The following is a 23,631-nucleotide window of genomic DNA, read 5'->3' on the forward strand; positions in this document are numbered from 1 at the left end:
GGATGTCAAGGGTTCGTCACGACATCCAGGCGAGTATCGATAAGATGCCAAGTGGTATCGACCAAGGAGGCTTCATGCCAGACGCCATCGGAGAGCCGCTGACCCGGGTCCTGCTGTCCGACCAGGTGTACGCGCGGGTCCGAGGCCTGATCATCTCGGGCACCCTCGAACCCGGAGCCCGGCTGATCGAGTCCGAGATCGCCCGCCAGTTCAGCGTCAGCCAGGCACCGGTGCGCGAGGCGGTCCGGCGCCTGGTGCACGAAGGCCTGGCGAACCACATCCCACGCCGGGGCAGCTTCGTCGCGGTGGTGTCGCAGGAGGACGCGCACCACGCCCGCGCCGTCCGTGTGGTGATCGAGGAACTTGCCGCCCGCACCGTGACAGCACAGCCCTCGGCCACCGCCTTCGAGGCACTGGAAGCCCAGGTGGAGGCCATGCGGCAGGCGGCACGCCAAGGAGATGTCGGGCTCTTCCGTGACGCCGACATCACCTTCCACCGCACGGTGTGCGAGGCCAGCGGAAACCCCTTCCTCCCCAAGCTCTGGGGAGTGATGGAGCCGAACCTGCGCGCCCTGCGCGTCGTCTCCGACCCTCTGTTCACCGGTGACTGGAACGCCATGGCCGAGGACCACGCCGAGCTGCTGTCGGCGCTGAAGTCCGCGGACCCGGACCGCGCGGGGGCCAGGTTCGCCGCCCATGCGCGCGGGGACGACGGCATGATCCCGCACCACTGATCACATAGGAGCACGTCAGCGCCCCGTCGGCCCTCGCCGGCGGGGCGCTTTCGTGTCCGCGGCGCCCGGTCGCGTGCGGCGCGCTCCCCCGCCTCCATCACGGCGCCCCTGGCGAGCCGTCGCGACGGTCGGCCGGACGAAACGATTGACGAGATCCGACGACGGACTCTACTTTCGCGACTATCGATAACCGATTGGAGTTCAATGTCGAATCGATCCAGATCCCGCGGTGCCGTGCTCGCGGCCGCCGCGGTCTTCCTCTCCCTCGGCTCGGGCACCCTCGCCACCAGCGCACAGGCCGCCACGCGTCCGCACACCTTCCACGTCTCCCCCAGCGGCTCCGACCGGCACGCGGGCACCGAGCGGTCGCCGTTCAGGACGATCAACCGGTGCTCGGCCGTGATGTCCGCGGGTGACCGGTGCGTCATCGCATCCGGCACCTACCACGAGACCGTCGCCCCCGCCCGGAGCGGAACCGCGGGCGCACCGATCACCTACGCGGCGGCCCCCGGTGCGCACGTCGTCGTCGACGGCGCCGATCCGGTGACCGGATGGAAGGCGGTCACCGGCAAGGACCTGAACTCCCTCGAACACGACGACCCCTTCATGGCCGGCTCCGACTTCGCGACCGCGGTCGCCAGCGGCCAGGTCTACCGGGCACACGTCAAGATCAACCCTCGTCTCACCGGCAACCAGGTGTTCTGGAAAGGCGCGGCGCAGATCGAGGCGCAGTCGCCCTACCCCGGCGACAACGTCAGCTCGCCGACCCTGGCCTCCGCGCAGTCCGGCACCACCGACAGCCTCTCCGACACCGCCCTCACGCAGCCCGCCGGCTTCTGGAAGGGCGCGCAGCTGACGGCGCACAACTGGTTCGTCAGCGAGACGGGCACCGTCACCGACTCGCAGGTCGGCACCATCACCGCGGCGGGCCTGCCCACCTGTGTCGGCCTGAGCCCGAACCAGAGCACCAACTACTCACTCAAGGGCAAACTCGCGCTCCTCGGCCGACCCGGCGAGTGGTTCTACCAGGCGCCCAGCCACACGCTGTACCTGTACTCCCCCGACGGCGCGAAGCCCTCGGCCGGCTCCGTGGCGGCGAAGCAGCGCGCCGTCGCCATCGACCTCAGCGGCCGGTCGCACATCACCGTCGAGGGCCTGGGCATCCGCGGCGCCACCGCCCGGACCTCAGAAACCTCCACCGGTGTCGTCCTGGACGGCATCGTCGCGCACGACATCTCCTCCGACGCGGAGCTGCAGCCCGACCCGGCCATGGTGACCGCGCCCGACGGCTGCGCGGTCCTGACCGCCGGCGAGACCACCTCGGGCATCCTGCTCCAGGGCCACGGGAACGTGCTCCGCGACAGCCTGATCGACGGCAGCACCGGCAACGGCGTGGTCGTGTCCGGCAGCGCCAACACCGTGGCGAACACCACGATCCTGCACGTCGACACACTGGGCAGCTACGCGGCCGGCATCAACGTCCTCGGCTCGGACCACTCCATCGTCCACAACACGGTCCAGAGCTCGGGCCGCAGCTCCATCAACATCGACAACAAGGTCGCCGGGTTCACGTCGGCGGGCCACACCATCGCCTACAACGACCTGTCGGACTACGACAACCTGGTCGTGGACGGCGGCGCCGTCTACGTCTGCTGCTCGGTCGACCTCGCGACCACGGTGATCCACCACAACCAGTTCCACGACCCGTCCCCGTTCGCCCACACCGCGCCGGCTCCGGGCGTCTATCTCGACAACAGCACCTACAACGCGACGGTGTACGACAACGTCGCCTGGAACCGCACCACTTACGGGGCCGTCCTCATCAACCCGAACGGGCAGAGCACCTCGGGCAACCGGATCTACAACAACACCTCCGGCACGGACACCAACGTGGCCAGCACCTTCGGCGGCACCTTCTCGGACACCGAGATCGTGAACAACATCGGCGTCACCGGCAGCGACGCGGGAATCACGAACTCGAACAACGTCACCCCGGTCAGCTCCGCACGGTTCACCAACCCGGCCGTGAACGACTTCACGCTCCAGGCCGACTCACCGGCCCGCAACGCGGGAGTGGTCCACCCGCCCGCGACGGACGGCTACCAGGACCCGAGCCCGAGCGCCGGCGCCTATCAGTACGGCGCGCCGAAGTGGGTCGGCGGAGCGACCCGGGTGGGCCGGCAGGTGGAGGGCGAGGCCTACACGTCCAGCAGTGGCGTCAGCGACCACGCCGCCGGTTCGGGCACGGTCGTCGGCAGCATCGACGGGGGCGACTGGATCGGCTACGACGACGTCGACTTCGGCTCGGACGCGGACCTGTTCACCGCCTTCGTCGGCGTGGACGACGCCTACGCGGGCAAGGGCATCGAGATCCACCTCGACTCCGTCACCGGCCCGCGCATCGGCGTGCTGCACGTCGCGGGCACCGGCGGTTTCGACACCCTCTCCGTGCAGTCCACGTCGATCACCCCCACCAGCGGACACCACAAGGTCTTCCTCGTCGCGCCCGGCGGACAGCCCGGGTTCGGCAACATCGACTACTTCTCGTTCAACCACGCGGGCAGGTAGCCCGGGCCGCCACCGAGGACAGCCCCTCGCGGAGTCCGGTACCGGTTCCCGAAGCGTCCAGGGAGCCGGTGCCGGACGCCGTGCGTCTCGCGCCCCTGACGGCCGGCGGCCGGCGGGCAGCAGTCGCCCGGCTACGCGGTCGGCGGTGGGAAGACCCGCTCGCCGCTCATCAGGTCCGTGATGTGGATCGCCTCGACGGGGCAGGACTCGGCGACCTCCAGGACGAGTTCGCAGGCCGGGAGCGTGTCGGAGCGGGCGCGGCCCTGGCCGTTCTCGTCCAGCACGAACTCCCCGGGCGCGGAGGCCGCGCACAACCCGGTCCGTACGCACACCCGTCTGTCGACGCCGACCCTCCACCGCTCCGTCATCACACGGCTCCTCGGATGACGAGCGGCAGACTCTTCCAGCCCCGCACGGTCGAGGTCTGGGCCAACTCCGCGTGATCCCAGTCCACGTCCCAGCCGGGGAACAGCCTGAGCATCTCCTGTGCCGCGATCGTGCCTTCCAGCCGGGCCAGCGCGGCGCCCAGGCAGTAGTGGGCGCCGGCGCCGAAGCTCATGTGCTGGGTGACCCGGTGGATGTCGAAGCGGTCGGGGTCCTCGAACCGGCGGGGGTCACGGTTGGCGGCTGCCAGGACGAACAGGACGGCGCTGCCGGCCGGCACCGTGCGGTCGTAAAGCTCGATGTCCCTCGTGACGTACCGGGCGGTGAACGGTCCGGTGGGCTCGAAGCGCAGGATCTCCTCGATGGCGTTCGGGATGAGGGAGGGGTCGGCCGCCAACTCCCGCCGTGCTTCGGGGTAGCGGGCCATCAGGGCGCCGAACCAGCCGACGAGGCGGCCCGTCGTCTCGTTGCCCGCTCCGGCCACCACCGTGCAGTAGGTGAGGACCTCCTCGTCGGTGAGGGTGCGGGTGACGCCGTTCTCGTCCTCGAACTCGGCGGTCATCAGCTCGGTCATGAGGTCGTCGGAGGGGTGCTGCTTGCGCCAGTCGATGTAGTCCTTGAAGGCGTCCGTGCTGAGGATGTCCTCGTGGTTGATCTTTCCGCCGGCCTCGGTGACCAGGGTGTCGTCGGTGTAGTCGCGGATGGCGGGCTGGTCGGCCTCCGGGATGCCCAGCAGCATGCCGATCACCCGCATCGGCATCTCGGCCCCGACCGCCTCGACGAGGTCGAACCGCTCCGCCCCGGTGACGGGTCGGAGCGCGCGCCTGCAGAAGGCCCTCACCTGTGGTTCCAGGGTGGCGATGCGGCGGGGTGTGAAGACGCGGGCGAGCAGGCGGCGGTGGATGTCGTGGACCGGGGGGTCCTCGAAGATGAGGGTGCCGGGCGGGAGTTCGATGTCCGCCTGGATGATCTCCAGGATGTCCCCGTGGGCCGACGAGTAGGTCCCCCAGTCCGCCAGGCCGCGCTGGACGTCGGCGTGGCGGCTGACGGCGTAGAAGTCGTGCTTGTCGTTGTAGTAGAGCGGGGCTTCCTCGCGAAGGCGTGCGTAGAGGGGGTAGGGGTCCCGCGCGAGTGCGGGGTCGTAGGGGTCCCAGTGGATGTCCTCGATGCCGGTCACGGGCTCGACTCCTCTGCTGTGCGGGCTACTTGAGCAGGGCGCCGGCGTCGATCGGCAGGGTCACGCCGGTGATGAAGCGGGCCTCGTCGGAGGCGAGGAAGAGGACGGCGTTGCTGATGTCGACGGCCTCGACCCAGGGCGTGGGGAGCGTGTGCATGCTCTGGGAGACCGCCGCGAAGTCGTCGGCCGTGGGGTTCTCCAGGTCGGGGCGGAACATCCGGTAGGTGCCCTCGTGCATCACCATCGGTGTGTTCACCTGGGTGGGGTGGAGGGTGTTGACGCGGATGCGGTGCGCCCCCAACTCCCCCGCCATGGTGCGCATCAGGCCCACCACGCCGTGTTTGGCGGCGATGTAGTGGCCGATGTTCGGGTAGCCCTTCAGACCGCCGACGGAGCTGGTCAGGATGACCGATCCGCCGCGTCCGCCCGCGACGATGTGCGGGACGGAGACCTTGGCGGACAGCCATACGCCGGTGAGGTTGACGTCGATCATGTCGCGCCAGGTCTTCTCCTCCATCGCGTCGAGCGTGGCACCGTCGCTGCCGAGGCCGGCGTTGGCCACGACCGTGTCCAGTCGGCCGAACTCGGCCACACCGTCGTCCACGGCCGACCTGAGGGCGTCGTGGTCGCGCACGTCGGCCTGTACGGCGTGGATGCGCCGCCCGCGTTTCCTGACCTGCTCGACCGTCTCTTCCAGGTCTTCGGGAGTCGACATCGGGAAGGTGACGCCGTCGAGTTGGCCGCACACGTCGACGGCGATGATGTCGGCGCCCTCCTCGGCCAGCCGTACGGCGTGGCTGCGCCCCTGGCCTCGGGCGGCGCCGGTGATGAAGGCGACCTTGCCTTCGACTCGTCCGGGCATGTGGCTACCTCGTTTCGCTGGAGGATGGGTCGGCTCGGTGCGACGTGCGGGAGCAGGGCGAGCGGCGGGACGCGTACAGGTGGCTCGCGGCGGTGCACTGCGCTGCGCTGGAGAGGGCCCGGGCCGGACGCGGGACGCGGCCCGGCGAGGGGTGAGCGGGCCTCGCGGTGCGTCATCGGACGAGGCGTCAACTTAACTGTGGACAGGCCGTGTTGGTCGCGCGCGGCATTCCCTGTCGGGCGACCCTCACCGGCGCTGAACAACTGTTCAACAGGAGTGCTGAACAACTGTTTAACAGCGCTGCGCGGGAGCCGTCAAGCACAATGACCGGCATGACTGCGCCGCGCCGTACGGGCACCGAGAACTCCAAGACGCGCCACGTCCTGCTCGACGTGGCCGAGCGGCTGATGCTCGAAGAGGGGTACGCCTCAGTGGGCGTGCGCCGGGTGGCGCGCGAGGCCGAGGTGGCTCCGGCGCTGGTGCTGTACTACTTCCGCACGCTGGACGACCTCTTCCTCGCCATGCTGCGGCGGCGCGGCGACCGTGAACTGGAGCGCGTGGTCGGCCTGTTGGACGGCCCTGAGCCGCTGCGCGCCCTGTGGCGGATCGCCAGCCACCCCGGCAATGCCCTGACCACCGAATTCGCCGCCCTGGCCAATCACCGCAAGGCGATCCGCGCCGAACTCGCCGGCTTCGCGGACCGTTACCGCGAAGCCCAGCTGGCGGCGCTCACCCGCCGTCTCACCGACACAGGCACGGAACTGCCGCCCGAGGTCTCCCCGGCCGTCCTGCTCATGCTCACCAACGCCCTCGGCCGGATCATCATGATGGAGAACACGATGGGCCTGACCACCCGGCACGCGGAAGTCCTGGCGTTCGTGGAGCAGTTCCTCCAACGCTACGAGGGCGCGCCCGCCGAGGACTGACGGCCCCCGCCCGCGTTCTGGCTCTGACTCTGGCTCTCGCTCTCGCAGAGGCCTCCGCGATCCCTACAGGGTGGGTATCAGTCCCCCGTCGACGACGAAGTCCGCGCCAGTCACGTTCGCCGTCCTGTCGCTGGCCAGCAGGAGGACCAGGTCGGCGACCTCCTCCGGCCGGGTGAAGCGTCCTGTCACCGACTCGGCGGCGGCCCGGGCGGCGACGGTGTCCGGTGCGGCTCCGTTGACGTGGGCGAGGGTCGCCGCGACCCCGTCGGTGCCGAGCCACAGGCCGGTGGCGACCGGGCCGGGGCTGACGGTGTTGACCCGGATGCCCCGCGGTCCCAGCTCCTTGGCGAGGGACTTGCTGAAGCTGGCCAGGGCGGCCTTGGCGGCGCTGTAGTCGATGACCAGGGGGTCGGACAGCACGGAGTTCACCGACCCCACGGTGACGATCGCACCGGAGCCCCGGTCGAGCATCAGCGGCAGCGCTTCGCGGGTGGCCCGCACGGCGGACAGGAAGTTGATGTCGAAGGTGGCCGTCCAGTCGACGTCGGTGACGGACTGGAATCCCCCGGTGCGGGGGCGGACGGCACCGACGTTGTTGACGAGGATGTCCAGACCGCCGAAGGCAGCGGCGGCGTCCATCAGCACGGCCGGTCCGTCCGGAACCGAGAGGTCCACCTCGACCGGGTGGACCTCACCTCGGTCCGCGAGGTGCGCGAGTTCATCGCCGATGTGGCGGGCGCCGGCCGTCACGCTGACGCCCTCGGCCACCAGGGCCCTTACGACGGCCAGTCCGATGCCCTTGCTCGCACCGGTGACCACGGCCGTCCTCCCCCGGAGGCGCAGATCCATGAGCTACTCGACTCTTCTGGTGTGAACCGTCCGGGACCAGGTCCTGGACGGTTCACGGCTTGGAAAGGACAGACGGGACAGACGGGACAGACGGGACGGTCGGGATGATCGGGCGCGAGGCCCGCGCGACCTCTAGCGGAGGAACGAGAGCAGGAGTCGGATCAGTTCGGCGGTGTGCTCTTCGTAGATCCAGTGGCCGGAGTCCGCGATCACCACCCCGGTGACGTGCTTCGCGTACGAGCGGACCTGGGTGGCTTCCTGCTTGCCGAGGCTGTTGCTCGCGCCGATGGCGAGCACGGGCATCGTCAGCTTGACCTTGCGGTTGACGGCGTTGTCCGCGATGTCGGTGGGGAAGGCCCGGAACCATTCGAAGCCGGCCTTCAGATGGGCCGGGTCACGCAAGTAGCTCGCGAACTCCCGCACTTGGACGGGGCCGATGGCGTTCTTCTTGACTTCGAGGGAGTCGGTGAAACCGTCCACCCACACCTCTTCGCGTCCCGCGATGAGCTTCTCGGGCAGCTGGTTCTTCAGGTCGAAGAAGCCGAAGTGCCAGGCGCCCGGCCCCTGGGGCGTCAGCGAGGTGAAGTCGTACAGGCCCTTGTCGGGGATCGGCGCCTCGCTGAGGACCAGTTTGCGTACCTCGGCGGGATGGGCCGCGGCGAAGGCATAGGCGACCATCGTCCCGATGTCGTGGCCGACCAGGCGGATGTCGTGGGCGAGCCCGAGCCTGGTCAGCAGCCCCTGCACGTCGGCCGCGAGGGTCTTCTTGTCGTAGCCGCCGGCCGGGGCGTCGCTCTTGCCGGCTCCCCGCAGGTCCGGTGCGATCACCGTGTAGTGCCTGCCCAGTTCGGGCAGGAGGTCGCGCCATTCGTACCAGGTCTGCGGGAAGCCGTGCAGCAGCACCAGGGTGGGGCCGTGTCCACCTCTGACGTAGTTGATCCCGACGCCGCCGACCCGCACCTTCTGCTCGGTGAACCCGGCCGGGACGCGGGGTTCACCGGCGGACCGGGTGGACGGTGCGGGCCGGTCGGCGGGTGCGGCTCCGGCGACCCCGGCCGTCGTCGCCACCAGGGCGATCAGCGAGGCCAGGAGAGCGAGGCGACCGGTACGCGATCTGCTGAACATGACAGGCGTGCTCTCTTCCGTGGGTCCAGCGGTCCGGGACTTGTCAGAGCGACTGGTCGGCCAGCCAGGCGAGGCTCGCCTCGGCGACCTCGCGCCAGCCGTGGTCGATCGTCAGGGAGTGCGCGCGGTCGGGGAACTCTCGGAGGTCGGTGACGGCGTCGGAGTGCCGGTACTGCTTGAGGGTGGATCGCGTGACGGAGCTGGGGACGGTGTGGTCCTTGCCGCCGGTGATCAGCAGAAGGGGGCCGCGGGAGGTGTTGCGGGTGTCGACCTTGGCGGGCGAGTGCGGGTCGAAGTTGGCCGCCGCCGCTTCGAACAGTGGCTTGCCGGGGGCGGGGATGGCCCACCGCGCGTGCAGTTCGGCGGACTCCTCCTCGGGGATGGCGTTGCCGAAGGCGTAGCGGAACTGCTCCTCGGTCAGCGACACCGCCCGGTTGCGGTTCGCCGGGTTGTGGAAGGCCGGGAACGCGGCGCGCAGCGCCGAGAGGGGCACCGGCAGGACGCCCTTGATCTGGGCCGCGTCGATGGCCACGGCGGCCGCCGCGAGGTCCCGGCCCAGCAGCTTCTGGGCGATCATGCCGCCGAAGGAGTGCCCGATGAGGACGGGCTTGCGGTCGAGACCGGCGATGATCTCCGCGTAGTGCTCCACGGCGTCGTCGATGCCGTGGCCGGCCAGCCGGTCCGGGTTCGCGCGGGTCTCCTCGACGGTGGCGGCCTCGCCCGGCCAGCCCGGGGCGACAGGGGCGTACCCCGCCTCGGTGAGCAGGTCGGCCCACGGGGCCCAGGACGTCGCGTGCAGCCACAGGCCGTGGATCAGCACGACGGGGATCGGGGTGGTGTTCATGGTGATGACCTCTCGGCGGGGCTCAAAGGGACTGGACGGTCGGCGGGGGACCCGCCACGCGGAGTTCGAACCGCGACCGCGGTGAACGGAGCAGGAAACCGTGCGGCACCCCGCGCGGGCCGTGCCCGTGGATGTGTGGTGGCGGCGCGTGTCCCTCGTCGTGGATCCGGGTGCGGCCACGGAGGAACCAGGAGGACTCGGCCGTCTCCGCCGGAGCTCCCGGTTCGGTCATGGCGCACTCTCCTTCGCTGTCCGCAGGCAGCATTCGAGCGCAGATTCGAATGCGATGACGACGCTAGGACGTCTCCCGTCCCGGCACCCCACGTGAACGCGTAGTGCTCGGGTCCTGCTCGCTCGCCGCCATCAGTCCGGCGAGTTCGACACGCGATCTGATCTGCAGTTTCCGGAAGACCTGCCGCAGGTAGTAGTCCACGGTGTGCGGCGAGACGAACAGCAGGGCCGCCGTCTCGCGGTTGGTGAGCCCCCGCGCCACGTGCTCGGCGACACTGCGCTCCGAACGGGTCAGGGTGTCCCACTCCCGGCCTCCGGACACCGCAGGTTCGGGAGCCTTGAGCCACACGACAGCCCCGATGAGCACCCCTCCCTCGCGGATTCCCTCGCACCGCTCGGCCCTGGCCCCCGACGCGAGGACGAACGGCGGGCTGGTCCGGCCGGCCGGGGCCGCCGCCTCCTGTCGCGCCCATTCCCACAGCGGTATCCGGTCGCTGGAGCGCAGGATCGCGGCGGCGGCGCTGTTGACGAACATGGCCGCGGAGTCCACCGCCGCGATGGGGCTCCTGGCGCGGCGCCTGGCGTCGAGGAATCGTTCGTAGAGGGCCTTCGACGCGGTGCCGGAGTCGTTCACGAGGCGGTGGGTTTCGTCCGAGAGCCGCTCGGCCAGGGCGGGCAGGACGGAGCGGTAGTCGTCCGCCGTACGGCCGCCGCCGGGAGCTCGGGCCGGGCGGCCCGAGGAGGCGACGGTGGCGCGGGCCGGTCGCGCCGGCCGCCGGCTGCCCTCCCGCTCCCGGCCGGGCAGCTTCGCCCGTGTCTCCGCGGCCCAGGGCGGATCGATGACCGTGAGGATGTGCAGGGCCCGCTCCCGGGCCTCCCGCGCCGCGCCATGATCCCCGGCGGCTTCGTGCACGTCGCCGATCCGGTCCAGGCTCCCCGCTTCGTTGTACCGGTCCCCGCTCCTGTGGAACAGCCTGATCGCCCGCTCGTAGCAGGTGCGGGCGCGTCGAAGCCGACCGAGCCGGTGATGGACGTAGGCGAGCGTGTCCCAGGTCAGGCCCTGGCCCTGGGGATCCGCGCCGCTCATCCGCCGGTACAGCGTGAGGGATTCCACGGCGTGTTCGGCGGCTCCCCTGAGGTCCCCCAGGACCGCGAGGTACCAGCCGATGGCGTTGAGGGTCTCGGCCTGTCCCTTGAGGTGGTCCGCGGCGCGGTAGAGGTCGAGTGCCTGTGCGGTGTGGTGGATCGCCGCCTCGTGCCGCCCGGTGCGGGTCATGATCCACCCGAGCGATCTCTGGACGTACGCCTGCCCCATGGCATCGCCCAGTTCCTCGAACTGCGCCTGGGCGCGGCCCAGATGGTCCTCGGCGGAGCCGTATCGGCGCAGCAGGGAGTGGGCACGCCCGAGGCCGGCGTGGGCGTGGCCGAGTCCGGCCGGATCCGACTGCCGCTGTGCGGCGGACAGGGCGGTGCGCTGGAGGGCCGCCCAGTCGTGCCAGTGGCCCTGCCGCTCGTGGAAGGGGTCCAGACTGCGCGCCAACCGCCAGGCGAGGGTGCCGTGTCCGAGGTCCGCGGCCAGCGCTACGACGCCGATCAGCGCCGTGTGCTCGGCGGTGAACCAGGCCAGTGCCGCGTCGGTGTCGCCGAGCGCAGGCGTCGCCATCGCGTCCGGCGCCGGGCCCGGCCGGGGGAAGAGCCCGGTCGGTTCGAGGCGGTCGAGGGCGTCGTGCGCGGTGCGAAGGTAGTGGTCGAGCATGCGTCGCACGGCGTCGTCGAGTTCTCCTTCGCTCTCCTCCGTCAGGGAGAGTTCGCTCGCGTAGGCGCGCAGCAGGTCGTGGAAGACGTAGCGGCCGGGCGAACGCTCGGTGAGGAGGTGCGCGTGGGTGAGTTCGTCCAGTGAGGCGCGGGTCTGCCGGACCGGGCGGCCGGCCAGGGCGGCTGCCGCGCGGACGCCGATGTCGGGTCCCGGATGCGCGGACAGCATGCGGAACAGCCTGCCCGTGTCGGTGGACAGCGCACGGTAGGACCAGCCGAACACCGAGCGGACGTCGGTCGTGGCGTCGGGGTTGCTGAAGGCGTCGAGGCTGCCGTGCGCCTCGCGCAGTTCGGCGGCTATCGCGACCAGCGGGAAGCCCGGGTTGACGAGGGCTCGCGCGCTGGTGAGAGCGAGGGCGAGCGGCAGCCTGCCGCACAGGGTGATGATCTCCTCCACGGCCTCCGGCTCGGCGGCGACCCGGTCCGCGCCGAGCCGCCGCGCGAGCGATTCCGTGGCATCGGCGTGGGACAGCAGGTCGAGGGTGAGCGGGCGTGCGCCGTCGGCGACCACCAGGCTGGTGAGCTGGTCGCGGCTGGTGATCAGCACCAGACAGCCGGCGGCGGCCGGCAGCAGCGGGCGTACCTGTTCCGCGTCCCGTGCGTTGTCGAGCAGCACCAGCACCCGTCGGCCGGCCAACAGCCTTCGGTAGAGGGCCACTTGGGCGTCGATCCTGTCCGGGATCTGCTGCGGGCCGACGCCCAGGGCCTCCAGGAAACCCCGTACCGCTTCGGCCGGGTCCATGGCGGACCCGCGCAGATCGAATCCGCGGAGATTGACGTAGAGCTGGCCGTCCGGGAACCGGGGTGCCACCCGGTGTGCCAGATGCACGGCGAGCGTCGTCTTTCCCACCCCGGCCATCCCGCCGATCGCGTTGATCACCACGGCGCCTGCCGTGAGGTCCCCGAGCAGGCGTCCGATCTCTGTCTCGCGACCGGTGAAGTACTCGTAGCGCGGCGGTAGTTGGGCGGGCCTGACCACGGGTGCCAGGGCGTCGGCCCGGCCGTCGGGAGCGGCGGGGTCCACCGCTTCCGCCGCCGGTCCTCCTCCGGCGAGGGCCTGGCGCTGTGCGGCCAGCAGGGCCGGTGACGGGTCGGCCCCCAGCTGGTCCCTCAGCTGTGCGCAGACACGCTGGTAGGTCTGCAGGGCCTCGGCCCGGTCGCCGGCCAGGGACAGTGCCAGGATCAGGCGGCTGTGCAACGGTTCGTCCAGCGGGTGGTGGCGTGCCAGCCGCCGCAGTTCCGGCAGGACCGTCTCCACGGACCCGCAGCCCAGTGCCACGTCGGCGGCTTCGGTCGCCGCGGCGAGGCGTTCCTCGTCCAGGTCCGCGAACACCCGGTGGGCCCGTACCCGTGACGGGATGTTCGCTGCCGCGGGCGCCTGCCAGAGGGCCAGCGCTTCCGCGTACAGCGCCACCGCCCGCTCCGGCTCGCCCGTGCGCCCGGCGTCCCGGGCCCGGTCGCGGGTCGCACGGAACCGCAGCAGGTCCGAGGAGCGGGCATCCGCCGGGAACCGGTAGCCACCGGCCTCGCGCAGCAGCGGGCTCGCCGCCCCGGCCCGGGGCACGGCGGGCTCCAGCACCCGGCGCAGGGCACCCGCGTAACGGCGCAGGACCGCGGGCGCACTCGGCGGTGGATCGTCCCCCCACAGCACCTCGGCGGCTTCCGCGACGGTCACCGGTTGCCCTCCGCGCGCCAACAGCAGTGCCAGGAAAGCCTGTTGCCGAGGCGGACCGAGCGACAGCTCGCCGCCTTCCCGCCAACCGCGCACCGCGCCCAATACGGTGAAGCGCACCAACTCCACGCCCCTCGTGCGTCACGGCCGGGCAACTCCGGCAGGACAAGTCTATGAGCGACGCGTGATCAAGGTGTGCCGGTCGCGTGAACGAACCCGCCTGCGCGGCAACCGACTTGGGCAACTCGCCGTGTTTCCCGTCGAGTTGCCGAACGGCTCGTCGGTCGGCCCGGTGTCCCGCCGAGGACACGAGCGGAGAACCGCGTGCAACCCGGGCGCTCACCCTGCGGTGTTACTCACAGAAGCCCGCGCTCAACGACCGGAGCGCCGGGCCGGCATGAAGGAAACGGGGAAGCCGGGGTGCGCGCATGACCAGCCCTTGTACGCCTGCCGCCGCTGAGGCGGGGGCCGCGGACAGAGTCGACCGAGGGGCGGCCGACAGGACGGTGACGGACCGGGAGGAGAATCCGCCCGAGCACGACCTCGACGTGGGGGACTTCGAGACCTACGCGACCGCCCGCTGGTCGTGGATGCTCCGCTTCGCCTATCTGCTGACCTACGGCGACCACCACGAGGCGGAGGACCTCGTCCAGACCACCCTCGCCAAGGTGTACCTGCGCTGGGATCACGTGCGCGCCCTCGCCGCGCCCGACCGCTACATCCGCCGCGCCCTCATCAACAACAACACCACCCGGCAGCGCAGACGACGGGTCGTGCAGCTCCTCACCCCGCAGCTGAGCGAGCCGGACACACTCGCCGACCACGTCAGTGACCTCGACAGCTACGACACCCGCACCGAACTCCTCGCCGCGCTCGCCACGCTCCCGCCCCGCCAGCGCGCCGTCGTCGCCCTGCGGTACTGGGAGTGCCTGAGCGAGCAGGAGACCGCGGACGTCCTCGGCTGCTCGGCCGGCACCGTCAAGAGCCAGGCGAGCCGGGCCTTGAAGAAGTTGCGCGGCTGCGCGCTCCTGTCCGAGTACGCCGCGACAGTGGCACAGCGCTGAAGGGGAAAGGCCCACACGATGACGACCGACATCTCACCGGAGCCTCCGGTGCCCGAACTGTGGCAGGCGCTCGACGAGGCCGCGCGCAGTTGCGCCCCGCCGACGTTCTCGTACGAGCGGATCATGCGCCGCAGCCGGACCATCAGACGCCGTCGCCGGTGGGCGGCGGCCAGCCTCGGCGCGGCCCTCCTGGTGCCCGCGGGCATCGAGATCGCGGCGCACTCCGGACCGACGGCGTCGCACAGCGTCACCAGTACGGACCCGCGCCCCACGCACTCCCCCACCCGGCACGCGTCGCCGTCTCCCGGCCCGGAGGTGCGTATCGTCCGCCCCGGCGAGAAGATCCAGGCCGGCCTCGGCGTCTGGTACCTGCTCAAGCCCAGGGAGTACTGCGACGCGACAACCACGCACGGGAAACCTGTCTGCGTGGGCTATCTCGACGTCGACCAGCCGGGTGCGGTGCCCATGACCATGAGCGTGCACCCCCTGGCCGAGGGCACGGTGTACATCCTGGCCTACACCGGCGAGACCCCCGCCGCCAGGATCACCATGACCATCAAGGGCCGCACCAGCGAACTCCCCATCGTGCGGCTGGCCGGCCGGCCAGCCTACGTGAGCACCTACGCGGTCGGACCCGCTCGCGACATCACGCGGGAACAGAAGACCGGCCTCACCTCGAACCGCCCCGTCTTCCGGGCGTACGGCGGCGACGGCAAGGAGGTGGCGGAGATGTCGTCGCTCTGAGCGGACCGCGCAGCCGGGCGGCGCCGTGATCCGGCCCGCCCCCGGCCGACGGGAGCGGGCCGAACCGTGGTGGCGCTCAGTGGGTCAGCGGACCGTGGTGACCCGGTGCTCCTTCAGCGCGGCGCAGTTGGAGCCCGTGACGTAGACGTACACGTTGTCGATGTGGCCGCCCCAGTCGACGCAGTGGGCCCTGCCCTGGACGTAGGCCGGTCCGGCGTACGACGTGTACACGCCGGTGTCCTGGGCGTACTCGTCGGTGTCGGAGACGTAGATCCACGCTCCCATGTCCCGTGCTGCGCCAGGGTTGGTGCGGATGGTCGCGACGCAGTTCTTGCCGTTGGACGCGTTGTAGGTCAGGTAGACGGTGCCCTGCGTGCCTACGGGCGCGGAATTGACGGTCTTGTAGGCGCTCCCGCAGACCTTCTGCGCGGTGGTGTTCGGCGCCGCGGAGGCGGGACCGGCCGCGACGGCCGTCGCGCCGACCGCCAGGGCCGCCAACGCGGTACCGGCGAGAGCGGAACGGATGAATCTCATATTTCCCCCTTATGAGCTTAGGGCTCGTTTACTCCTGACAGGTCAGACACGGGCCCGCCCGGCAGGGTTGTGGGCCCGCACCGGCTCGATCCGGCCGAGTTGACGAGGCGCACCGGGAACACCGCCGGGAGGCCGTGACCTCGACGGATGCGGACAGTGCGGCGACGCCGCGGACCGCCGTCCACGCACCGGAGCCCACGCGCCAGGACATCGACGACCGAGAAACCCGGCAGCTGCCCCGGGTGACGGGCCTCCGTCGCCGAGCCGCCCAACCACCGTGCGACACAAGGAAGTCGGCGCATTCCTGCCACAACTCTCCGGCGCCACAGGCGTCGAAGGAGTTCACTCGGGCGCCATCCGCGTCCCGAACGTGACCGTCCGGCTCGCCGTCGCGATCTCCGCCCGGTCGGGACGGAGTTGCACCCAGCAGGTCATCGCGGCGCGCGGGCAGGTGGTCCGGCCGGACAGTCGGGCGTGGTTGCGGCTTCATCGCCCTGACGGAAGCCTCGGACACGATCCATCGGCCGGAACGCCCGTCACGCACCACCCCGTCCGCGCTTCCTCCCTCCGCCCACCGATGAGTTTCAGCACGCCGCACGGTCCAAGTCGATGCACCGAAGAGGTCGGCGCACCGAACAGAGGGAGCACCCGATGGGCACGACACACCTGGAACCGACGGCCCACGTCGCCCGCCGCATGTTCGAGCTCCTGGAGCCGATCTGCCTGGTCACCTTCCTCGCCGACGAGTGCAACGAGGAGATGGCCGCACTCGGCCACCGCGGCTACTGGGACGGCTACTTCGCCAGCCGGGCCGCACCCCTGGGACGGGTGCCGGCCCACGTCGTGCACGCGGCCTTCTACAACTTCGCCGACGGTGAAGTCGCACGGCACATCCCCAGGGCCTGGGAGACGATCCCTCCCGCCGCCTCCGTCGCCGCGCGCGAGCGGGGCAGCGCGGCCTCCCTGCGGCGCATCCTCGGCGACGAACTGGTCGGCTCCCCCGGCCTGGCGCGCGCCGCGGACCTGACCACCAAGGCCGCGACGAGCGCCCCGACCGAAGGCCGGATGATGTACGCGGGCATGCGCACCCTCGACGTGCCCGGCGACCCCGTCGCCCGGCTGTGGCATTCCGCGACCATGCTGCGCGAACACCGCGGCGACGGACACATCGCCGCGCTCCTCGGCGCGCGGATCGGCGGTACGGAGGCCCACGTACTCTCCGCTCTGGATCAGGGAATCCACCCCGCGGAGTCGTTCGGACGCATCCATCACCTGCCCGAGGAACGCCTGGCGGCAGTCATGGACGGCCTGCGCGCACGCGGACTCATCGACTCCGAGGGCCGCTTCACGGACACCGGCCGCGCCACGAAACAGCGCATCGAGGCCCTCACCGACGACCTCGCCACCCCGCCCTACGACGCCCTGTCCCCCGCCGAGCTCGACGAGCTGATCACCGAGCTCCAGCCCATCACCGCGGCCCTGAAGGCCACGGACTCGCGGTGACCCACGGGAGCCGGCGAACGCCGGACCAAGCCCTCGGCCTGCGGATTGTCCCAGGGGCCGTGATCGTGCTGCGGATGCGATGCCCGGCGAGGCGGCCGAGAATGAACGGGTGAGTGGCTCTCATGCGGCGCGGGGCGCAGCCGCTGAACCGGCGCCCAGGACCCCGAACCAGACGCTGACCCTCGCGGCCATGCTCTTCGCGGTGTCGATGACGTTCATCGATCAGACGATCGTCTCCATCGCGGCTCCGGACATCGTCGACGAACTGGGTCTGACCGCCTCTGGCATGCAGTGGGTGGTGAACGCCTATCTGCTGTCGCTGGCGGCGTTCTTCGCCCTCGGCGGTCGTCTGGCGGACCTCTTCGGGCCACGCCGGGTCGTCATCATCGGCACTCTCGTCTTCGTCGTCTCCTCCGTGCTCTGCGGCTGCGTGCCCAAAGGCGACTTCGCCCAGACCTGGCTGATCGTCTTCCGGGCGACGCAGGGCCTGGGAGCGGCACTACTGTTCCCGGCGGCCCTGGCCGTCGTCGTGGCCGTGTTCCCGGTGGAGCGGCGGGGCAGGGCCCTCGCCCTGTTCTTCGGGCTGTCCGGGGCACTGACGGCCATCGGACCGCTGCTGGGCGGCTGGCTCACGTCCTGGACCTGGCGGGCGATCTTCTGGGTGAACGTGCCCGTGGCCGTCGTGGCCCTCGTGCTGACGATGATGGCGCACGTCCGGAACCAGCGACGCGACGAGTCGCTGGACGTCGTCGGCGCCGTCCTCATCGCGGTCGGCATGGGTGTGAGTGTGCTCGGTTTCCAGCAGGCGGCGACCTGGGGCTGGGACAGCGCGGCGACCTGGGCCTGCATCGCGGGCGGTCTGGCGGTGCTCGCCCTGTTCTGCCGCTACGAGCGGGACAGGCGGCACCCCCTGGTCAACCTCGCGGTGTTCCGTGACAGAGCCTTCACCGTGGACGTGCTGGTGCTGTTCTTCGCCATGCTGGCCTTCGTCCCGGTGTTCTTCTTCGCCTCGGTCTACGCCCAGGTCTCGCTGAGCGCCTCCCCCAACCAGGCCGCGTTGTACCTCCTGTACTTCTTCGCGGGCTTCGCGATCGCCTCCCAGTGGGGCGGGCGCATGCTGGACAAACGGGGAGCCCGGGGTCCGATGAGGATCGGCACCGTGCTGGGCGCCGTCGGTTTCGCCCTGTGGGCCAACAAGCTGACCGACCTGTCGATGCACGACCAGTGGCCCTACGTGGCCCTCGCGGGCGCCGGCATCGGCTTCATCCTCGCGCCCGCCTCCACGGACGCCGTCAACCGGGCGATCGGTGCCTCCTACGGCGAGGTCACCGGCGTCACACAGACCGTCCGCAACTACGCGGCGAGTGTGGGCCTGGCCGTCCTCGGCACGATCCTCACCCACCAGACGACCCAGAACATCCTGTCGACACTCGCCTCCCGCGGGGTGCCGTCGGACACCGCGCACGGCGTCGCGAAGGGCATCGCCGAGGCGGTGACAGGCAATGGAGACGCCCGCCGGCCCACCGGCAGCGGTGCTGCGGCGAGTGCCGCGCGCGACGCGATGTCGAGCGTGCGGATGGACTTCGCCCAGGCCAATCAGTGGGTGTTCTACGGCATGGCCATCGCGCTGGGCATCGGATACCTCGTCTCGCTGCGCCACCCCGGCGGCAGGGGCACCCCGGCGGTCGCGGAGGGCGAGACCTCGGCGGCTCCGACCGCTCCGGCGTCTCCGGCCGGGGATGGACAGCGGACGCGTACCTGAGGCGTGGTGCCACGGCCGCCGTGGACGGCCCGAGGATCGGTACGGCACACCGCGCCGGGTGACCGGCCGTTCACCGTCAGGCCTCGCGGGTGGGACAAGTGGTGGTGCCGACGCGCCAGTTGACACGCCGAGGGGAGACACCGGCGTCTGGGGCGTGAGTGGCACGCGATAGTGTGTTCAAGTATCGAACGCTTCTCCGCACGTTCCGTACGGGCGACATGTGACGACATGTGAATCGCGTCGCCCGTCCGAGCCGCCCTGCACACGACCTCTGAAAGTGACTTGATGAACGTGTCGACCGGCGGCAGACGGCTGTGGGGCCGGGCCCGATTAGCCGCCCTCGTCTGTGCGACAGCCCTGTTGCCCACCCCCGGTTACGCGGCGCCGGCAGCACCCGACCCACAGGACGGCAAGTCGATCGAGAGCATCCGTGCCGAGCTGAACAGCCTGTACCGCGAGGCGGAGAAAGCCACCGAGGCGTACAACACGGCGGACGTGAAGGCGGCCGGGCAGAAGAAGCGGCTGACCTCGCTGCGCGCGGACCTGGCGCGGACCGAGGACCGGGTGCGCGACCTGCGCGACCTCGCCGGCGCAGCCGCTCGTACCCAGTACCGCGGCGGCGATATCGCTTCCACGGGCATCCAGTTGCTGCTGGGCGACCACCCGGACCAGGCTCTGAACGAGGCGTCCCAGGCACGCCAGGCCCTGCGGAGTCTCGCCACCGTCTCCGAGAGTCAGAAGAGCGCCCGCGACACGGTGAGCAGGCAGACCGATGCGGCCGCGAAGAAGCTGCGCGAGCTGGACATCAGCCGTGCCGCCAAGGCCACGGCGAAGAAGAGGATCGAGCAGAGGATCGCCCGCGCCGAACAGATCGAGAACGGGCTGCGACAGGACCAGACGCGCAGACTCGCCCAGTTGGACAAGGCCGCGGACCAGAAGGCCAAGTCCCGCTGGACCGGCGGGGATTCCGGCGGCGACACGAAGGCGACCGGCGCGGCGGAGCGGGCCGTGGACTTCGCGATGGCGCAGATGGGCAAGCCGTACGTGTGGGGAGCGGTCGGCCCTTCGTCGTACGACTGCTCGGGACTCACCTCCACCGCGTGGGCGGCGGCCGGGCATCCCATCCCCCGTACCTCGCAGGCGCAATGGCAGGGGCTGCGGCACGTCGGCCTGGCGTCCGCGCGGCCCGGAGACCTGATCATCTACTTCAACGACGCCACCCACGTGGGCCTGTACATAGGCCAGGGGCGGATCGTGCACGCACCGAGGCCGGGACGTTCGGTCACGGTGGCGCCCGCCGCCTCGATGCCCATTCTCGGCGTGGTCCGACCCGGAGCCTGAGCAGATGAACCAGTCACCGACCCCCCGCGACGACGCGAACCTGCCGGTGCTCAACGCGCCACCGCTGGTCCGGCTCGACGCGTTCGTGGCCGAGGACGGCTCGACGGTGGTCAACGGCCATCTGCTGGAGATGGGCGGTGTGCAGCAGCCCAACGAGGCCATCCTGGACGCCATCGCCATGTTCGCCCGCACCCTGGGTGCCCCGGTGGCGGCCACCGTCATCGACCGTACGGTGATGCAGGTGGCCCGCCTGCGGGTGCACCCCGACGGTTCGAGCCGCACGATCGCCGAGGACGAGGACCTGCCGCCGGGACGCGAGCGGACCGCCGCGGAGGAGGAGGCCTTCCCGCCACTCGCCCGGGTGGAGCGGATCATCCGGCACGCCCAGCGCGAGGAACTGCACGCCGCGTTCGTCCTCGCCAGCGCGCTGCGCGAACACCTCACCCTGCGCCGGGGCGCGGAGGACGAACTCGCCCTGGAAGCACGGGCGATCGAGGCGTACCTCGCCTTCCGGCGCGGCGACTACACCCTCTCCACCGTCCTCGCGCTGACCGTGGCACGCATCCGCTGCCGTACGGACCTCGGGCGGGCGGCGCCGGAGGTGGCCCGCGCCACCGCGGCGTGGCAGCGACTGCTGGACGAGAGCCAAGTGGCCACCCGGGGAGCCGAGTTGCTGCACATGTGGGAGCGCCTCGCCGAGGAGGGCGTACCCCTGGAGCCGGCCCATCAGGCCATGGCCCGCGCGGTCCGCAACCGTCTGGAACAACCCGGCCTGGAGCAACGCGGCCAGGCGCTGCCGGCCCTCCCCCCGGGACCAGAAACGATCGCTCCTGAGGACAAGCCCCTCAAGCCCACCCGCCGCGGACTCCGACGGTTCACCCGCCGGGCCGGACGGTCCACGCAGGCGTCGTCGTAGGCCGGCCGCCACACTCGGTCCGCTCGTCGCTCGCGGCGGGCCGTGCCGCCGAACCGTTGCCCGGTACACAGTCTTGACGGTATTGGTCTGGTCCAATAACGTCTGCCCCGCACAGAATCCCACACGCCTCAACACCACCAATCGACAGGTGAGTTGACGAGAGCCCGGTCACCCACCGCGGGCCTGCCTGCCGACGGCTGCCCGACTGCCGTCCCACGCACCGTTCGTCGTCCTCCAGATCCGCAAGGGCGCCCGCACTGCCCGCCGTTGACGCCACCAGTCCGAGACGGCACAGCCAACCAGCGCGATCCTGTCTGTTCCTCGGAGGTAAGACAGATGCACCTGCTCTCTGCAAGATCACGGCGCGGCGGATGGAAGAGAGCCCTGACTCTGATTCCCGTCGTCGTGGCGACCGTGGCGGCCAGCCTCACCACGACGGCACCGGCCGCCCAGGCCGCGGTACCCCCGACACCGTCGGGCTTCACGCTCACCTGGAGCGACGACTTCAACGGCGCGTCCGGCACCGGCATCGACCAGAGCCTGTGGAAGTACGACACCGGCCCCGGCAGCAACTTCGGCACCGGCGAGATCGAGACCATGACCAGCAGTACCTCGAACGTCTACTACGACGGCCAGGGCCACCTGGTGCTCCAGGCCCTGCACTCGGGTTCCGACGCGCGCAGCGGATGGACCTCCGGCCGCGTGGAGACCCAGTCGGCGGGCTTCGGTGCGCCGGCCGGCGGCGTCGTACGTATCGAGTCCGTCCTCCAGCAGCCCAACGTCACCACCGCCAACGGCGCGGGTTACTGGCCGGCGTTCTGGATGCTCGGTGCGCCGCTGCGTGACGGCGTGACCTGGCCGAAGTCCGGCGAGATCGACATCATGGAGGACATCAACGGCCGCAGCTCCGACTTCAGCACCCTGCACTGCGGCGTGAACCCGGGCGGCCCGTGCAACGAGTCGACGGGCATCGGCTCGGGTGAACGCGCCTGCTCCGGCTGCCAGACCGGTTTCCACGACTACGCGGCGGAGATCGACCGCTCGGTGTCGCCGGAGCAGATCAGGTTCTACCTCGACGGGAACAACTTCTTCACCGTCAACGCGAACCAGGTGGACGCGACGACCTGGGCCGACGCGGTCGACCACCCCTTCTTCATCATCTACGACCTGGCGATCGGCGGCGGATTCCCGGACGCGTTCGGCGGCGGTCCGAACGCGGCCACGGTCTCCGGCGGAAAACTGGTCGTCGACTCGGTGGCCGTCTACAACAAGGCGCCCGGCTCCGGAGGCGGCGGCGGTTCGGTGACCGGCCAGACGATCACCGGCCCCGGCGGCAAGTGCGTCGACGTATCGGGCGACGACACCGGCGGTGACGGCACCGCCGTACAGCTGTGGGACTGCCAGTCGGCGGCCAAGGACCAGCACTGGACCTGGAGCGGCCAGACCCTGCAGACCCTCGGCAAATGCCTGGACATCGCCGGCGGGAACAGCGCCGCGGGGACAAAGCTGCAGCTCGCCACCTGCAACAGCGGCGGCTACCAGAACTGGGTGCGGCAGACCGACGGCTCGCTCCGCAATCCGACCAGCGGCCGGTGCATCGACTCCCCGTCGGGTGCCACCGCCAACGGCACCCGCCTCCAGATCTGGGACTGCAACGGTGCCGACGCCCAGAAGTTCGCCATCGGCACCCCGATCTACGGACCGGGCGGCAAGTGCGTGGACGTCGCGGGTGACGACACCGGCGGCGACGGCACGGCCGTACAGCTGTGGGACTGCCAGCAGTCCACCTCGCTCGACCAGAAGTGGACCTGGAACGGCCAGACCCTGCGCACGCTGGGCAAGTGCCTGGACATCGCGGGCGGCGTGAACGCGGCCGGCACCAAACTCCAGCTCGCCACGTGCAACGGCGGCGGCTACCAGAACTGGGTGGTCAACGCCGACGGCTCGATGTCCAACCCGACCACCGGCCGATGCATCGACTCACCGTCCGGTGCCACCGCCAACGGCACCCGCCTCCAGATCTGGGACTGCAACAGCTCCGGCGCCCAGAAATTCTCCCTGGCATGACATCGATCCCCCTCCCTACGGGGGGGGAGGGGGATTCCTTCCGTGGCGGGCTGTCCGCCGCTATGAGCACGCCCACACACCCCGGTGTTCCGAACTGCCGCCCACGAGCGCGCAGTTCGGACCGCCGCCGGCCACCGCTCAGCGCGCTCACCCAAGTCCGTCCCGCACGGGGTAGTCGATGACGACCGCACCGCCGGTGGCGTAGTTGGCGGCGTCGGCGGCCACCTGACGGCCCTGCGCCGACGCCCGTGCCGCGGTCAGCGCGGTGGCGTCGGCGAACTCGGCCTCGAAGACCGCGAAGTACGGCGACGGTCCTTGCGTCGCCGTCACGTCGAAGCTGTAGCGGCACGCGAGCAGGCCGGGCATGCGGGTGACCAGCGGGAGGTGGTTGGTCACGTAGTAGTGGCGGAAGTGCTCGGGATCGGCGGGTTCGGGGTACAGGACCACCAACTTGTGCATGACAGAGCTCCGTTGAGCAGTGGGCGGGCACAGCGCGTCGGGAACACCCCAGTC

20 protein-coding genes are annotated in these 23,631 nt (G+C 70.8%); 10 read left to right on the forward strand and 10 right to left on the reverse strand.

The features are described 5' to 3' along the window. Positions 1-74 precede the first annotated feature (74 nt). Positions 75-734 (forward strand): GntR family transcriptional regulator, encoded by a 660-nt coding sequence (locus ACIPTO_RS21410; protein WP_366315127.1) that lies wholly within the window; start codon positions 75-77, stop codon positions 732-734. A 204-nt stretch (positions 735-938) separates the two neighbouring features. Further along, on the forward strand, positions 939-3,302 hold the full coding sequence (locus ACIPTO_RS21415) for a carbohydrate-binding protein (RefSeq protein WP_401194510.1): 2,364 nt from the start codon (positions 939-941) through the stop codon (positions 3,300-3,302). 131 nt (positions 3,303-3,433) lie between these two features. Here ACIPTO_RS21415 and ACIPTO_RS21420 read toward each other — a convergent pair whose 3' ends face one another. Genes ACIPTO_RS21420 through ACIPTO_RS21430 form a run of 3 tightly spaced genes read right to left on the reverse strand, consistent with a single transcriptional unit; the run spans position 3,434 to position 5,725 of the window. Continuing rightward, positions 3,434-3,670 (reverse strand): ferredoxin, encoded by a 237-nt coding sequence (locus tag ACIPTO_RS21420; protein WP_366315131.1) that lies wholly within the window; start codon positions 3,668-3,670, stop codon positions 3,434-3,436. After that, positions 3,670-4,863: a cytochrome P450 gene (locus ACIPTO_RS21425; RefSeq protein ID WP_401194513.1), complete on the reverse strand. Its 1,194-nt coding sequence runs from the start codon at positions 4,861-4,863 to the stop codon at positions 3,670-3,672. The genes ACIPTO_RS21420 and ACIPTO_RS21425 overlap by 1 nt, the downstream gene beginning before the upstream one ends. 25 nt (positions 4,864-4,888) lie before the next feature. Further along, the gene (locus ACIPTO_RS21430) at positions 4,889-5,725 is read right to left on the reverse strand and encodes a mycofactocin-coupled SDR family oxidoreductase (protein ID WP_366315135.1); all 837 of its coding nucleotides are present in this window, start codon (positions 5,723-5,725) and stop codon (positions 4,889-4,891) included. A gap of 332 nt (positions 5,726-6,057) precedes the next feature. Here ACIPTO_RS21430 and ACIPTO_RS21435 point away from each other — a divergent pair, with 332 nt between their 5' ends. Then, positions 6,058-6,651 carry a helix-turn-helix domain-containing protein gene (locus tag ACIPTO_RS21435; protein WP_366315137.1) on the forward strand — a complete coding sequence of 198 codons (594 nt, stop codon included), beginning with the start codon at positions 6,058-6,060 and terminating at the stop codon, positions 6,649-6,651. 63 nt (positions 6,652-6,714) lie between these two features. Here ACIPTO_RS21435 and ACIPTO_RS21440 read toward each other — a convergent pair whose 3' ends face one another. The 5 genes from ACIPTO_RS21440 to ACIPTO_RS21460 form a co-directional block, all read right to left on the reverse strand. Beyond that, positions 6,715-7,500: an SDR family NAD(P)-dependent oxidoreductase gene (locus ACIPTO_RS21440; protein ID WP_401194517.1), complete on the reverse strand. Its 786-nt coding sequence runs from the start codon at positions 7,498-7,500 to the stop codon at positions 6,715-6,717. A gap of 132 nt (positions 7,501-7,632) precedes the next feature. Next, positions 7,633-8,625, reverse strand: a complete 993-nt coding sequence (locus ACIPTO_RS21445; RefSeq protein WP_401194520.1) for an alpha/beta fold hydrolase — start codon at positions 8,623-8,625, stop codon at positions 7,633-7,635. A 43-nt stretch (positions 8,626-8,668) separates the two neighbouring features. After that, the gene (locus ACIPTO_RS21450) at positions 8,669-9,469 is read right to left on the reverse strand and encodes an alpha/beta hydrolase (protein ID WP_401194522.1); all 801 of its coding nucleotides are present in this window, start codon (positions 9,467-9,469) and stop codon (positions 8,669-8,671) included. Positions 9,470-9,491: 22 nt separating this feature from the next. Then, the gene (locus tag ACIPTO_RS21455; RefSeq protein ID WP_401194524.1) at positions 9,492-9,701 is read right to left on the reverse strand and encodes a hypothetical protein; all 210 of its coding nucleotides are present in this window, start codon (positions 9,699-9,701) and stop codon (positions 9,492-9,494) included. A gap of 63 nt (positions 9,702-9,764) precedes the next feature. Further along, positions 9,765-13,190 (reverse strand): BTAD domain-containing putative transcriptional regulator, encoded by a 3,426-nt coding sequence (locus tag ACIPTO_RS21460; RefSeq protein ID WP_401194526.1) that lies wholly within the window; start codon positions 13,188-13,190, stop codon positions 9,765-9,767. Between the two features lie 425 nt (positions 13,191-13,615). Here ACIPTO_RS21460 and ACIPTO_RS21465 point away from each other — a divergent pair, with 425 nt between their 5' ends. Both ACIPTO_RS21465 and ACIPTO_RS21470 read left to right on the forward strand, forming a co-directional pair. Continuing rightward, a complete protein-coding gene (locus ACIPTO_RS21465) occupies positions 13,616-14,251 on the forward strand; it encodes a SigE family RNA polymerase sigma factor (RefSeq protein ID WP_401194529.1) in 636 nt (211 codons plus the stop codon). 18 nt (positions 14,252-14,269) lie between these two features. Then, complete coding sequence (locus ACIPTO_RS21470) at positions 14,270-14,995, forward strand: hypothetical protein (protein WP_401194532.1); 726 nt, start codon at positions 14,270-14,272, stop codon at positions 14,993-14,995. A gap of 84 nt (positions 14,996-15,079) precedes the next feature. Here ACIPTO_RS21470 and ACIPTO_RS21475 read toward each other — a convergent pair whose 3' ends face one another. Continuing rightward, complete coding sequence (locus tag ACIPTO_RS21475; protein ID WP_401194534.1) at positions 15,080-15,529, reverse strand: spore-associated protein; 450 nt, start codon at positions 15,527-15,529, stop codon at positions 15,080-15,082. 651 nt (positions 15,530-16,180) lie between these two features. On the opposite strand from ACIPTO_RS21475, the gene ACIPTO_RS21480 reads away from it, so the two are divergent. The 5 genes from ACIPTO_RS21480 to ACIPTO_RS21500 all read left to right on the forward strand — a co-directional run bounded on the left by ACIPTO_RS21480 (position 16,181) and on the right by ACIPTO_RS21500 (position 23,118). Then, positions 16,181-17,032: a MarR family transcriptional regulator gene (locus tag ACIPTO_RS21480; RefSeq protein WP_401194536.1), complete on the forward strand. Its 852-nt coding sequence runs from the start codon at positions 16,181-16,183 to the stop codon at positions 17,030-17,032. 190 nt (positions 17,033-17,222) lie between these two features. Further along, positions 17,223-18,794, forward strand: a complete 1,572-nt coding sequence (locus tag ACIPTO_RS21485) for an MFS transporter (protein WP_401194744.1) — start codon at positions 17,223-17,225, stop codon at positions 18,792-18,794. Between the two features lie 285 nt (positions 18,795-19,079). Beyond that, entirely contained in the window at positions 19,080-20,135 is a 1,056-nt protein-coding gene (locus ACIPTO_RS21490; RefSeq protein WP_401194538.1) for an NlpC/P60 family protein, read from the forward strand. A gap of 4 nt (positions 20,136-20,139) precedes the next feature. Continuing rightward, a complete protein-coding gene (locus ACIPTO_RS21495) occupies positions 20,140-21,051 on the forward strand; it encodes a hypothetical protein (RefSeq protein WP_401194541.1) in 912 nt (303 codons plus the stop codon). 405 nt (positions 21,052-21,456) lie between these two features. Beyond that, the gene (locus ACIPTO_RS21500; protein ID WP_401194543.1) at positions 21,457-23,118 is read left to right on the forward strand and encodes a ricin-type beta-trefoil lectin domain protein; all 1,662 of its coding nucleotides are present in this window, start codon (positions 21,457-21,459) and stop codon (positions 23,116-23,118) included. Between the two features lie 147 nt (positions 23,119-23,265). On the opposite strand, the gene ACIPTO_RS21505 is transcribed toward ACIPTO_RS21500, so the two are convergent. Further along, entirely contained in the window at positions 23,266-23,577 is a 312-nt protein-coding gene (locus ACIPTO_RS21505; RefSeq protein ID WP_401194545.1) for an EthD family reductase, read from the reverse strand. Between the last annotated feature and the right edge of the window lie 54 nt (positions 23,578-23,631).

The sequence above is a fragment of the Streptomyces sp. NPDC090083 genome (assembly GCF_044747445.1).
GTDB lineage: Bacteria > Actinomycetota > Actinomycetes > Streptomycetales > Streptomycetaceae > Streptomyces.